General features: G+C 69.2%; 8 protein-coding genes and 1 pseudogene. All 9 read left to right on the top strand.

The features are described from left to right. Positions 1–119 precede the first annotated feature (119 nt). The 9 genes and pseudogenes from ACIBVP_RS43390 (at position 120) to ACIBVP_RS43350 (ending at position 12,900) form a co-directional block, all read left to right on the top strand. The gene (locus ACIBVP_RS43390; RefSeq protein WP_396112405.1) at positions 120–539 is read left to right on the top strand and encodes a helix-turn-helix domain-containing protein; all 420 of its coding nucleotides are present in this window, start codon (positions 120–122) and stop codon (positions 537–539) included. Between the two features lie 109 nt (positions 540–648). Next, entirely contained in the window at positions 649–1,392 is a 744-nt protein-coding gene (locus ACIBVP_RS43385) for a transposase (RefSeq protein WP_396112404.1), read from the top strand. Next, positions 1,383–2,006 (top strand): DUF7019 family protein, encoded by a 624-nt coding sequence (locus tag ACIBVP_RS43380; RefSeq protein ID WP_396112403.1) that lies wholly within the window; start codon positions 1,383–1,385, stop codon positions 2,004–2,006. The genes ACIBVP_RS43385 and ACIBVP_RS43380 overlap by 10 nt, the downstream gene beginning before the upstream one ends. 3 nt (positions 2,007–2,009) lie before the next feature. After that, on the top strand, positions 2,010–5,546 hold the full coding sequence (locus tag ACIBVP_RS43375; protein WP_396112402.1) for a protein kinase: 3,537 nt from the start codon (positions 2,010–2,012) through the stop codon (positions 5,544–5,546). Between the two features lie 3 nt (positions 5,547–5,549). Continuing rightward, positions 5,550–6,689 (top strand): protein kinase, encoded by a 1,140-nt coding sequence (locus ACIBVP_RS43370; RefSeq protein ID WP_396112401.1) that lies wholly within the window; start codon positions 5,550–5,552, stop codon positions 6,687–6,689. A gap of 298 nt (positions 6,690–6,987) precedes the next feature. Beyond that, positions 6,988–7,731, top strand: coding sequence for a hypothetical protein (locus ACIBVP_RS43365; RefSeq protein ID WP_396112400.1), 744 nt, complete (start codon positions 6,988–6,990; stop codon positions 7,729–7,731). 133 nt (positions 7,732–7,864) lie between these two features. Continuing rightward, positions 7,865–8,233 (top strand): annotated as a pseudogene (locus ACIBVP_RS43360) (acyl-CoA desaturase); the annotation flags it as partial. Between the two features lie 326 nt (positions 8,234–8,559). Next, positions 8,560–9,264, top strand: a complete 705-nt coding sequence (locus ACIBVP_RS43355; RefSeq protein ID WP_396112399.1) for a helix-turn-helix domain-containing protein — start codon at positions 8,560–8,562, stop codon at positions 9,262–9,264. A gap of 204 nt (positions 9,265–9,468) precedes the next feature. Further along, positions 9,469–12,900, top strand: coding sequence for an ALF repeat-containing protein (locus ACIBVP_RS43350; protein WP_396112398.1), 3,432 nt, complete (start codon positions 9,469–9,471; stop codon positions 12,898–12,900). The last annotated feature ends 194 nt before the right edge of the window (positions 12,901–13,094 follow it).

Below are 13,094 nucleotides of genomic sequence, written 5' to 3'. Positions count from 1 at the left end.
CCGGTCAACCGGACGTTAAACGATCCTTCCCGCGATTGACAAGGGTCACCACCCGAACTCAGCCAACGTTACTCAAACAGTCGTATCTCATCGCCTGACAGGGCTATTAAGGTAATAACATGGCCAAACAGCTCTACTCGGCGGAGGAGGTGGCCGAGCAACTCGGCCTCCATGTACGCACGGTGCGCGGCTACCTACGCGACGGCCGGTTACGCGCGGTCCGCATCGGCAAGCAGTACCGCATCACCCGCGAGGACCTGGAGTCGTTCGTCGGCGCACCTGTGGTCGACCCATCCGAGGTGGTCCGGCGTCGACACGTGGACGTGTCGAGCATCGTCGAGATCGACGCCGTCAGCCCCGAGACCGCCCACCGCGTCAGCGCCCTGCTCACGGCCATGCGCACCCATCCGGCCGACCAGCCCCCGCACCTCAAGACGACGTACGACGAGGAACGAGCACGCATGAAGGTCGTGGTACTGGGCGGCCTGGCCGACACGCGGCAGGTTCTCGACTACCTGCAGGCGGTGCTGGAGTCGTGATCTACAAGTCCGAGGCAGGCAAACAGGAAATCCTGGGCCACTACCGGAACACCCTGGCGACCGACCATGTGGCTGGGCGACCTCCCCACGTGGTCACAACACTTCCGTGATGTCTGGCGTGGAGAACGTTGAGCACTCGACGCCTGAGACTGGTCTGGATGGCCTGGAGGAGCGGCTTGTTGAGCAGTTGGTGAGCCGGGCGAAGTCTGGTGGGTTGAAGCTGACTGGTGAGGGCGGTGTGCTCCAGCAGTTGACTAAGCGGCTGCTGGAGTCCGCCCTGGACGGCGAGATCACCGACCACCTCGGCTATGACAAGCATGCCCCTGCTGGCCGTGGGACCGGCAATTCCCGGAACGGCACTCGGGCCAAGACCGTGTTGACCGATGTCGGCCTCGACGAACCGGGTCACCACCCAGCAGTGCGGCGCGATCGGCCGGTGCGGGTGAAGCCGTGGATTCGATGCCGCCATCGGCCCGGTGTGCAGGAACAAGCCGCACAGCGTTCGGTCGTCGTTCTCCTCGGGGTAGCCCTCGACGAGTCCGCCGTCGCGACGGGCGATTTCGGCCAGGGCGCCGCCGCGATCGCGATCGCGATCGCCGGTGAAGAAGCAGGTGATGCCGAACTGGCACCCTCCGAGGCAGTCGACGCCGTCGAAGACGAGGGCAGCGTGGGTGGTGCCGTCGCGGACGCGCCGTTCCCTTCTCGTCGCGGTTCTGCACGAGGTGGTCAACCGGTACGCCAGCTCAGTGCCATCCCAGGAACGACCCTCGCGGACGAACCCCACACCCAGCGACACTGCCTGCTCCACCCTTCTAGGATGGAACGGTCGAGAGGGGGCTCGAGGTGTCTCTGAGGTACTACCTCTACATCAGCGATGCCAAGGTCGACATGCTGTTGCCGCAAATCGATCCCGGGTTCGCGCGCAAGCGGTCCGCCGAGGTGGGTGTGAGTCTGCCTCTGTTGTCGGCCAAGCGATCGGTGGACGCTCAGGCGGATCGGGTAGCACGCCTCGAGCGGGTGGTGCGGTACGTGGACGAGTTCTGCGACGTGGGCACCGTCGACGAGCCGGGTCAGTACGTGCGTGGCCGGTTGACCATGCGATGGGGGCCGCTTGCCGGTGGGCAGGCGGTGTACTTCGGTGGCAGCACCGACCAGACGATCGTCGGGTTGGGCGGGGCGAGCGGGCACGTGCTCGGTACGGTCGCTCCCGCGGACCAGGTGTTCGCGCCGTCGTCGATGCCCGGCCTGCTCGACGGGCTCGCCGCGACGATCGCCGATGACGAAGCGCCGCCCGACGTGATCGCCTCCGTCCACACCGCGAACCGGCTGGTGCGAGGCGTCGAGCAGGACGTCGAGTTCCTCGCCAAGAAGCTCGCGCACGGGCCGAGCCCGTACCCGGAACTCGACGCGCACGACGGCATGACCGTGCTGTTGGCCACGCCGTTCTTCGTCGCGCTCGCCGACTGAACCATGGAGTGGGCGCGCGGCGAGGTGATACTCGGCCTGTACGAGGTGCTCGACGTGGTGCACAGCGGCGGCATGGGCGTTGTGCACCGGGTCCGGCACCGCGGCTGGCAGGTCGACATGGCCGTGAAGACGCCGCGGCCCGCACTGATCGCGACGCCGCGGGGCCGTGAGCTGTTCGAGGCCGAAGCCGGCACGTGGGTGGGGCTGGGCCTGCACCCCCACACGGTGAACTGTGCCTACGTGCGGACCATCGAGGGCGTGCCTCGGGTCTTCGCCGAGTGGGTCGACGGCGGCAGCCTCGCCGAGGCCGTGCACACCGGTGGGCTCTACGCGGGCGGCGACCGGGCGGCGTTGGCCCGTGTGCTCGACATCGCCGTACAGTCGGCATGGGGCCTCGCGCACGCGCATGACGCGGGCCTCGTCCACCAGGACGTCAAGCCGGCGAACATCATGCTCGACGCCGACGGCACGGCCAAGGTCACCGACTTCGGCCTGGCGAAAGCACGTGCCGCGGGCGAGTCGGAGCGGCCCCCGGACATCCCGCTGACAGCCAGCTTCGGCGGCTTGACGCCGGCCTACTGCTCTCCCGAGCAGGCAGCCGCCGCGGGTGATCCGGACGTTCGTCTCACCACGGCCACCGACGTATGGTCCTGGGCCGTGACCGTGCTGGAGATGTTCGCCGGACGGCGGCCATCCCATTACGGCCAGGCCGCGGCGCAGGCCATGGAGACGGTGCTGGCGGACGCCCGGTTGACGATCCCGCCCGCAGTGGTCGCCTTGCTGCGCCAGTGCTTCGCCGCGGATCCGGCGGCCCGCCCGGCACGGTTCGACGAGCTCGCGACGTCCCTCGCCGAGGTGCACGGCGAGGTGCTCGCCGCCTCGTACGGACGACCCCCGCCGAAGCCGGTACGGCTGCTGTCCGACGGGCTGTCCAACCAGGCTCTCTCGCTCCTGGACCTCGGCCGGGCCGAGGAGGCGGAGCAGCTGTGGCGGTACGCGATCGGCAACGACCCGCACCACCTGCCGTCGGTCTACAACTTCGGTCTGCACCGGTGGCGGACGGGCCGGCAGACTGGTGAGGAGCTCGTCTCGAGCGTCGAAGCCGCCCGTGCGCTCGATACCAGCGCACACAGTGCGTTCCTGCTCGGCGCGGTCCAGTTGGAACGGCACGAGGACGACCTGGCCGGGGAACTGTTGCGGGAGGCTGCTGCCGCCGATCCGGACGGGGTGGACGTCGCGGCGGCACTGACCGCGTGGCGCGAACGCGAGCCGCGACGCCATGCCGACCACCGGGTGCACGAGAAGCACACCAAGAAGTCCTACCTGGGTGTGACCGTGTCCTCGGTCGCGACCAGTGCCGACGGCGGCGTCGTTCTGACCGGGGACCGCAAGGGCGGGCTGGTGCTGTGGAGACCAGGCGAACGCGGGCGGCGGGCGCATCACACCCTGGCCCGGCGCGGGTCGACGGTCGACGCCGTCGGGATGGACGCGGCGGGCACGCTCGGCGTGGCCGTCCGGCGCGACGGCTTCATCGAACTGTGGGACCTGCGCCGCGGCCGGGCGCGGGGCGGCTTGATGAAGGTAGGTGACGTGCGCGCCCTCGCGGTCAGCGGTGACGGCCGGTACGTCGCGGCCGGCAACACCCAGGGCCTGATCGTGGTCGCGACGCCCGACGACCAGTACGTCGCCATGCTGCAGGGCCACACCGGTGGTATCACGTCGCTCGCGCTGAGCTGGGACGGTCGGCGGGCCGTGTCGGCGTCGTTCCGCGGCGAGGGCGCGGACGGCGACGGTACGGTCCGTTCGTGGGACGTGTTCGATGGGTCCTGCACGGCCACGTTGACCGGACCGGCACGGGCGGCGCTGCCGATGGACGTGGCGGCCGTGTCGACGGACGCCAGGTACGCCGTCGTCGCATGGTGGGACGGACCGCTCGTGGTGTGGGACGCCCGCCGGGCCACCGTGGTCAGTGAGGTTCCGCACCGGTGGCGCGACGTCACGGCGCTGGCGGTCGCCGGTGCCGGGCCGACCGCGGTGACCGCGGGCGACATCAGCGTTCCGGTCGAGGCGTGGAACCCGACGACCGGCCGCAGTCTGCGCGTGCTCGACGGAGTGGAACTCTTGGACCGCCAGTGTCACGCCGCGGCTGTCAGCGCGGACGGCCGGGTCGCGGTGCTCGGCTCGGACCGCGGCCGGGTCCTGCTCCGGTCCCTGCCTGCCGCAGGCTACGAGGCACCCTGGTGTTACGTACGGCCGAGGGCCCCGCGCGAGCTCACCAGCGCGGAAGACGCGTTCCGCGCACGGCTGGCCGAGGCGGAGAACCTCACCGAACGGAGCCGGTTCGCCGCCGCGGCGACGGCGTTGCGAGCGGCGCAGCAGGTGCCCGGCTTCGCCCGCCACCCGGACCTGCGGGCAGCGTGGGCACGGATCGGGGCACACGGTCGACGATCCGCGTTGCTCAGTGCGTCCCCGCTCTACCACTTCGACGGCAAGCGGGTGTTCACCCAACCGCCGACGCTCGCCATGCGGAAGGACGGCCTCGTCGTGGCCACCGGCCGTTGGACGGGCGAAGTGGACGTGTGGGACTTCGCGGGCGGGGAACGGTTGCACGTCTTCGACCGCGGCGAAGGCGGCAAGCCCGAAGACATCCAGTTCGCCGTAGCCGATCAGCTGCTCGCCGTCCGGACGAACGCGGGCACGATCCGGCAGCTGGACCTGGCGAGCCTGCACAAACACATCTTCACCAACGAAACGGGCCACATCACCGCGTTCGCGGTCAACCCGGACGGTGACCGGATTCTGATCGGCGACGAGAACGGTACGCTGCGGCTGCGGAACTTGCCGGCCGGCGCGATCCTGCGCACACTCGCCGCGCACGGCGGCAGGGTCGACGCGGTGGCGATCAGCCCGGACGGCCGGTACGCCGCCACCCGCGGCGGCACCCATCCGACAGCGAACCATTTCGGCAGCCCCGGCAACGAGAACGAGGTCCACCTGTGGCCGGCCGACGCGGACCGTCCCGCATGGACACTCACGTCGCGCTCCAGCGATGAACGGCTGGACTTCAGCGCGGATGGCGAGACCCTGTTCCTCTCGAGCGGTCTGTTCGTCGGCGCGTGGGACGTGCACACCGGGAAGATGCGGTACTCGGTCCGGAGCGACGTGAGCACCGGGGGCCTCGACACCTTCATCGCCTTCGACGGCGACCACCGCCTCGCCGCGACGCGTGACGAGAACGGCCTGCGCGTGTGGGACACGGCCACCGGAAAGCCGCGCCAGGTCCTGACGATGCCGGAAAGTCCCACGGCCTACGCGCTCAGCGCCGACGGGTCGTTCGTGGTCACCGGCGGTTTCGACCGCCTGCTCAGGATCTGGGACGTCCAAACCGGACAGTGCCTGCGCACCCTGGAGGGCCACCGGGCCCAGATCCACGAGGTCACACTCAGCCGGGACGGCACGCTGCTGGCCAGTACCGACTTCGACTCGACCATGTGGGCGTGGGGCCTGGCGTGGGACTTCGACTTCCCGGGCGGTGACTGACCGATGCCCTGGTCCGTGACACTGCTCGTCGGCGCTGACGAGCACGTGTTCACCGGACCGGCGGCGGGTGTGCTCGGACGCGACCGGGTGTGCTCGATCCGGGTCGCGACCGACGAGAAGGTCTCGCGCAGGCACTGCGCGTTCGACGTCGATCCGCCGTTGCTGTCCGTGCGGGATCTCGGCAGTCGCAACGGCACGTTCGTCAACGGTGCCCGTGTGACGGGTGACCAGGAACTGAAGGACGGTGACGAGTTGCGCGCCGGAGACACGACCATCCGGGTCGAGGTACGTGCGGAACCCGTCGCCGGCCTGCGGGTCATCCGGGAGCTGGGCCGCGGCGGCCAAGGCGTGGTCCACCTGGCGCGGCACGCGACGACGGGCGAACTCGTCGCGGTGAAGACGCTCACCGCACAGGGCGAGATCGACCCGGCGGCGCGTACCGCGTTCGTCCGCGAACTCGACTGCACGAAGGCGTTGCGGCACGACAACATCGTCCGGTTTCGCGACAGTTTCGCCGACCCGCTCTGCTTCACGTGCGAGTACTGTGCGGGCGGCAGCGTGGCGGACCTCGTGCGGCACCGTGGCGGCCGGCTTCCCCCGTCGGAGGCCGTGCCGTTGGCGCTGCAGGCGCTCGACGGGCTCGCGTACGCACACCAGGCGCCGGTCCCGGTCCGGCTCGCCGACGGCACGACCACCACGGAGCACGGCCTCGTGCACCGCGACATCAAGCCGCAGAACCTGCTGCTCGCCGAGACGGGCCTGAAGATCGCAGACTTCGGACTGGCCAAGGCGTTCGACAAGGCCGGCCTGTCCGGCCACACGTTCACCGGCGCGATGGGCGGCAGCATCGCGTTCATGCCACGACAACAGATCGTGGACTACAAGTACGCCACACCAGACGTCGACGTGTGGGCGATCACCGCCTGCCTGTACTGGATGCTGACCGGCACGACCCCACACGACTTCCCTCCCCGCGCCGACCCGATCGCGATCGTGCTGCGCCAACGACCGGTCGCCATACGCGAACGTCTCGACACCGTTCCCGCGCGCCTGGCAGGTCTGATCGACCACACGCTCGACGAGCCACCCACCTCGGCCACCGCCCTCGCCGACGCACTTCAGCTCGCCCACCCGGCGCGCTGAAGTGCTGGGCGATATCGCGGCCGCCCAGTACGTCGACGGGCACTTCGGCACCGCGACCCGGACCACCTACGGGCCATGGCAGGAGTCGCCCGGGTACCGGGCCTGGCGGCGAACGGGCTGTCGGTCGCTCACCGCGCTCGCACAGGACCGGTTCTCGCTGGTCCGCACCCACCACGCCGGGCAGCTTCTCCTGGTGGTCATGGCCGACCGAACTCAACCGACTGACTCCCCGAACCACAGGCGCTCTCACAGCGCCCACCCAGTATCTGGCGCAGGCCGATCTAGGACAATCAGCGACATGGTGGTCGATGTCTGGCTCAACCGCAGCGAGCAACTCCTTGCGGGCGCGGAGCTCTACCACTCGGATCGGAACTTCACCTGGTGGGACTACACCCCCAGCCACGGCCAGTTGTTGTTGCGTAGCGAAGGCCACGACGGCGAAACCCGGATAGACGTGCTCTTCAAAGCAGTCGCCGTGATGAAGGTCCGCAGCCACTACAACGGACTGCGCATCCGATGCGCGACGCCCACTGAGCAAGACCGAATCCGCAGCGAGACACCTGAAATCACCTACTACGATCCCTCGGTCAACGAGTTCGACCAGGGATCCCGCTACTTCGTCTTGGACTCTGACGGCGGGTTCGACTACGTCGTCGCGCAGGCTGTCGGATGGCACGAGGACCACGACCTCGGCGAGCCCAGCTACTTCGCGGATCCCTCCAGGGGCACCGCGCCCTGGTCGCACACGCTCCAGCCTCGATGGGCGCAGACTGCCCTCGACGGCATGACTGGCGGCTTGGGCACCCCGATGGCCACCATCGACGAACTCGTCGACGCCATCGCCACCGCAGGGAAGTCTCCTGTCGAAGACCGGACGCGTTACCGATACATCTACGTCGTCATCGGCCAGATGATCGCTCCCGATCCCCAAGTCTTCGGGGCGTTTCTCACCCGCAGCGAGGCTGAGCAACAACGGCAGCGGCTGGCCGACCGGTTCCCCGACGGAACTTTCACCGTCGACGCAGCTCCCATCGGGATGTGAAAGCGACGTTCCCCGCGGCACGGTCCGCCCCATGCCCGACACCTGTCGCAGACGAACGACAGGCCCCCCAGCAAAGCTTGGCCTGCGGTGATCCCACTCCTGCTCTCTGTGATCATTTCGGAGACCGGGGGTCTATCCCATGATCGGTGTCGTCACCCTGCTCGCGCCCGCCGTGCTCGGCGGACTCATCACGATGTCGTGGTGGGGTGCGCTGACCGCGTTCTTCTGGGCCAGCCTGGTCCGGGTCGACCGCCCCTTCGAAGCCCGGGACAAGGCCGCGAACTTCTGGCCGTTGGCGATCGCGTCGATGGGCGAGTCCTGGCACAACTCCCACCACGCCGACCCCACATGCGCCCGCCACGGCGTGCGCCGCGGCCAGCTCGACATCTCCGCCCGGCTGGTCTGGGTCTTCGAGAAGCTCGGCTGGGTGTCCAAGGTCCGCTGGCCCAAACCCGAACGCCTCGCCGCCAAACTCAAGACATCCCCAGGCGCCCACGCCTGATCACCGTCTCGAGGGCGCGGCGATCCCCCACTGGCGGACGCGAGACCCCGAGACCATCGCACGGGCAAGCGCCGTGGGCACCGGTGTGTAGCTGGGTCGCGGTCTGGGCATGAAACACGGTGGCATCGAGATCCTCACGCAGGACGCTCAAGTCGCATTCCAGCCTGCCTCGTTCGGCTGCTCGGAAACGTGGACCCGATCGAAAATGCCCAGGCCGAGCATGGTGGACAGCGGGTCGAAGGTGTCCGCGGTCGGCACGACGGCGTAAATCCGGTGGATCGCGCCTGCGCTCCAGCGTCAGCGACTCGCCGCGTTCGTCGGTCAGTGTGACGCGTGCCGCCGCGCAGCACCCGGGCGTTCGTGAACACGCCGGCCAGGTGGTGCGGCGCGGCGTCCTCCACCGCCTCGCTACGGGCCCGGTAGCAGGGCTGGTCGCGCAGCCGGGTGAAGACCCGCTCGACCAGCTGGGAGAGGTCTGTGCTGAACAGGTGCGGCAGGCTGAACAGCACGAGTTCCTCGACCGCGATCAGCGGGGCGTCAGCGAGCGGCGAGTCGAACACGTGTCTGCGGTCGGTGCTGCGGCCGGGTCCACGGTGAGCGGGATCGGTGATCGTGCCGTGGAACTGCCGGAGCGCACTGGCCCGTTATCACGGGGTTATCGCGGTCCGGCCGCGCGTGATGCCTCCGCGATAGCGCCGTCGACTTGCTTGGCCAGCATGCCCGTGCTGCAGGATCAGACCAGTTTCAGCGAGTTGCTGCGGAACCACCGGCACAGCCTCGGCAGGACCCAGCGGCAACTGGCCGCCAGTTCGATGGTCAGCGTCCGGGCGATCAGAGACCTCGAGCACGGCCGGGTCAACCGGCCCCGCCGCGACACGGTCCGGCTCATCGCGGCCGGGCTCGGCCTGACCGGTCAGGCACGCACCGACTTCGAGCGGGCGGCGGCAGGCGAACCAGTCCTCGTCTGCTCCGCGTCAAACACTTCCCGGCACGCCAGCACTGGGATTCTCGCCATGAGGAGACCCGAATGAAGCATCCGTGGAGTGCGGCGCTCGCCGCCACTCCCGCCGGGGCCGTCGATCCGGTCGGCGCGATCACGCTGACCTACACCAAGACGATCAACACAGCCGGGTTCGACCAGATCCAGTACGGCACCGGCCTGAGCAACGTCAGTTTCCAAGGCCCATCGAGACCGCGGCCACAGGCTCTTCCTCCACGTAGAAAGGAAAACCGTGATGTCTTCGAACGAACTGAACAGACGCCGGTTACTCCGGTTGTTCGGTGGCGCCGCCGCGCTGACCGCACTGCCCGCCGGAGTCTCACTCGCCACCGCATACCCGGCACTCGCCGACGCCGAGCCGGCGGTGGCGGGTCTGCCGGACACACCCCGAGGGCGGGCGTTGTGGCAGTACAAGATCGGCGGCAAGGCGGTTCGTCGCGAGGCGGTGGCTGCCATGGCCGGTTCTGACGCGGACATCACGGATTTCCTGAACACCCGGCTTCCGCAGGCGATCGACGAGGATCACCGGTTCGCGCTGTTCGCCTCACTGCCCTTCGCGGGCCGCGCGACCACCACCGGGATCAGCAACGCCCTGGATGGCGGCAGCGCCGCGATGTCGGCGTTCCTCAATGAGGGCTACAACGCCGCGGTCACCGAGGACAAGCGGGTCGAGGTACTGACCATCAAGAACACCGGCGAGACCGCGGTGCAGCGGGCAGCCACCAACGCACTGAACACCAATACCCTGGCCGCGTTCACCGAGTTCATCGACGAGGGCCAGTACCCGGCATGGGAAGAGGACGCCCGGGTGGCCGTCTTCGCCATGCTCAATACCGCGTCGCCGCAGGTGAAGCTGTACGCCGAGCGCGCGCTCGACGACGGTTCGCCTGGGGCGATCGACTGGTTCCTGCGCACCGGCCAGTACATCGCGCGCGCCCGCGACGAAGAGGCCGCCACCATCGAGCAGCTGGTCGGAATCGTCAAACGGGAAGGCCGCATCGCCCAGCAGTGCACCGACCAGGCTGTCGCCCTGTCCAACGCCGCGAAGGAAGCGGCGGCCAACGCCAAGGCGGCCGCGCTCGCCGCACTCGACGAGGCCCGCGCAGCACAGAACGACGTGCGCCGCTCGGCGAAGGCGGCCAACGCCGCCGCCCGCGCCGCGAAGAACGCGGCCGCCTGCGCGACCACCGCGATCAGCGCCTCCCGCACCGCACAACAGGCCGCACGCCGCGCCGCCTACGCCGCCCAGGCAGCCGCACACGCCACCGCCGCAGCCGGTCAGGCAGCTGCCCGCGCCTACAACGCGGCCATCTCCGCGTCCAAGAACGCGAGCGCGGCATCCGCCGCACGACAGGCCGCCGTCGCCGCCCGCAACGCCGCCGGGCAGGCACGTAATGCCGCGGGTGCCGCCGAGCAGGCCCGGATCGCCAGCTGGAGCGCGGTCGGAGCCTGCGTCTCGGCGGCAGCAGCAGCCAACGACGCGGCAGCGGCGGCGAACGCGTCAGCCGACGCCGCGGCAGCCGCCGGGGTAGCCCAGGCCCAGGCAGACGAGGCCCGCCGGGCCGCGGCCGTGGCCAATGCCGCGGCGGACCGCGCCAACCGGGCGGCCTCCGCCGCACGGTCCTTCGCCAACCAGGCCGCGACCGCGGCCGCGAACGCACGCGATGCCGCCAACAGTGCGGCCAGCCACGCGGAAGCCGCCGCGGCTGCCGCCGAGGAGGCCGCCAACCACGCCGGTGAGGCGATCGACTACGCCAACCGGTCCACCGCCGCCGCCCAGAAGGCCGTCGCCGCCGCCACCCTGGCCATGGACACGGTCAATCAGGCACGAGCCGTCGAACAGGCCGCGCGGGAGGCCGAAACCACCAAACTGACCGAGGAAACGGAACTCGCCATCGAACTCGCCCGGTTGGACGCGCAGACCGAGGCGGACAGGCGGGACAAGATCCTCCGGCAGCGAACACAAAGTGCCCTCACCGACGAGGAAACCCGAACCCTGATAGCCACCGCCGAAACCGCGTTGCGCGGCGGCGACACCGGCCAGGCGGCCACCGTGGGCCGGCAGGCCGCACTCAAACTGATCACGACCGGTGCCACCAGAAGCTGGACGAGATCGGCAGCGGAATTCGCCTACGCCGGCAGTGACGAGGATGTACTGAACTGGCTCCGCACTGATCGGCCGCTGTCGCAGCGGCAGGACGACGTCGAATCCGTGGCCACCATCGCCAGTGTGTCGACGGCGCGGCTGGCCACCTCCGCCGCCCAGGTCCTGCAGAACGACGATCCGGCCGCGGTAACCGAATTCCTCACGACCGGCGCCATCAACGCGGCGGCAGAGGACAACCGGGTGGCGATCTACAACCTCCTGGCCGACAACCCCGGGACCGCGGTGCGCACGGCCGCCCAAGCGGCACTGGATGACGGATCCGCGACCGCGCTGCACCACTTCCTCAAGGTGGACATCTTCACCGCGTCGGCCGAGGACGACCAGGTCGAGGCGTACCGGCTGCTCAACGAGGGCGGCCCGTACACCAGGGCAGCGGCGCAGGTAGCGCTCGCCGGTACCATCAGCATGCGCCGTGGCTTCGTCGGCGGTACCAAGTTCGACACCACCCAGCTCGACCAGGACTGGGCCGCGCACGTCGCCGCGATCCGCGCGGCCATCGCGCACGCGGCGCGGATCGCCTCGAAGGCGCTTGAGAACGCGGCCCTTGCGTCGAAGGCCGCCGCGGAAGCCCGACAGGCCGCCGACGAAGCGGTCACCTGGGCGAACAAGGCAGCCGGGTACGCGGCGGACGCCAACCAGTCCGCCACCGAAGCCGCGAACAACGCCGCCGCCGCCGAGCAGTCCGCCGCGGACGCCAAGCGCTCCGCCGACCAGGCGGCGGCCGCGGCCGCTGTCGCGAACAAGGCTCGACGCTCGGCGAACTACTCGATGTTGTGCGCATATGACTCCGCGGACCAGGCGGTCAGCTACGCCCGCAACGCCCAGGTCTCGGCGAACAACGCCCGCGCGTCCGCCATCCAGGCCGGCCAGGACGCCGCCACGGCGGCGACCGAGGCGACCGAGGCACGGATCATCGCCATCCAGGCCGCCGACGCCGAAGCCGCACTGGCGGCGGAGAGGTGCGCGGCGAAGGCCCGGCAGCACAGTGATGCCGGCACCGACCTCTGCTCGGATGACCCCGACGCACACGGCGACGCCTCGGTCTTCGCCACGTGGTTTTTCGAGCACATGAGCCCCCATGACCTCGCGGTATACGCGTCAAAATACTTCGACGGAGTATCTGAGTGGGCCGGCAAGATCGATCTTGCCCTTGGTCTCGCCACCGTTGGCATGACCAAAAGACCAAGAATAGTGGAGTATATCAGCCTCGGTCTCAAAATTGTTTCGATTGGCACCGCATATGAAGCATCCGCGGCGAACGGTCTTGCATATGGGTGGGAGAGCAAGGAGTTCCACACCTCCCTCGGCAAGGCGATGGTCAACCATGTGATTACCGGCATTGGCGCGATCCCGCTCCCTCATCCGGGCCTGAAGATTGCCAGAATGGTCGCCTCAAACCGTGCGAAGAAATTCCTCGAGCACCACTATGAAAGCATTGGCGCAACCACGCATCACAAGGCGGAGGACGCGATCGGCTGGCTGCACAACCTGTTCGACTGACCCGGTTTGACCATCCAGCGAGTCCCGCGCTCTGCGTTAAGGGGCGGGACTCGCTGGATGGCGTCAGGCCACCGGACGACTGGTGAGAACTGCCTCTCCCGCAGGGCGTTCCGACGGCGGCGGCAGTCACGATTGGCACGATCGGCGACACCGCCAGCGCGGCCCCGAACACGATCCCGGCCACGATGACGACG

This window comes from Actinophytocola sp. NPDC049390, assembly GCF_044466355.1.
Classification (GTDB): Bacteria; Actinomycetota; Actinomycetes; order Mycobacteriales; family Pseudonocardiaceae; genus Actinophytocola.
Note: the sequence above shows the minus strand (reverse complement) of the source record. Positions and strands in the feature narration are given on the sequence as shown.

Excerpts from the sequence above, each read along its gene's own strand:
- ACIBVP_RS43390 (WP_396112405.1), top strand. The coding sequence starts at position 120 with ATGGCCAAACAGCTCTACTCGGCGGAGGAGGTGGCCGAGCAACTCGGC.
- ACIBVP_RS43375 (WP_396112402.1), top strand. The coding sequence starts at position 2,010 with ATGGAGTGGGCGCGCGGCGAGGTGATACTCGGCCTGTACGAGGTGCTC.
- ACIBVP_RS43350 (WP_396112398.1), top strand. The coding sequence starts at position 9,469 with ATGTCTTCGAACGAACTGAACAGACGCCGGTTACTCCGGTTGTTCGGT.
- ACIBVP_RS43385 (WP_396112404.1), top strand. The coding sequence starts at position 649 with ATGTCTGGCGTGGAGAACGTTGAGCACTCGACGCCTGAGACTGGTCTG.
- ACIBVP_RS43370 (WP_396112401.1), top strand. The coding sequence starts at position 5,550 with ATGCCCTGGTCCGTGACACTGCTCGTCGGCGCTGACGAGCACGTGTTC.
- ACIBVP_RS43365 (WP_396112400.1), top strand. The coding sequence starts at position 6,988 with ATGGTGGTCGATGTCTGGCTCAACCGCAGCGAGCAACTCCTTGCGGGC.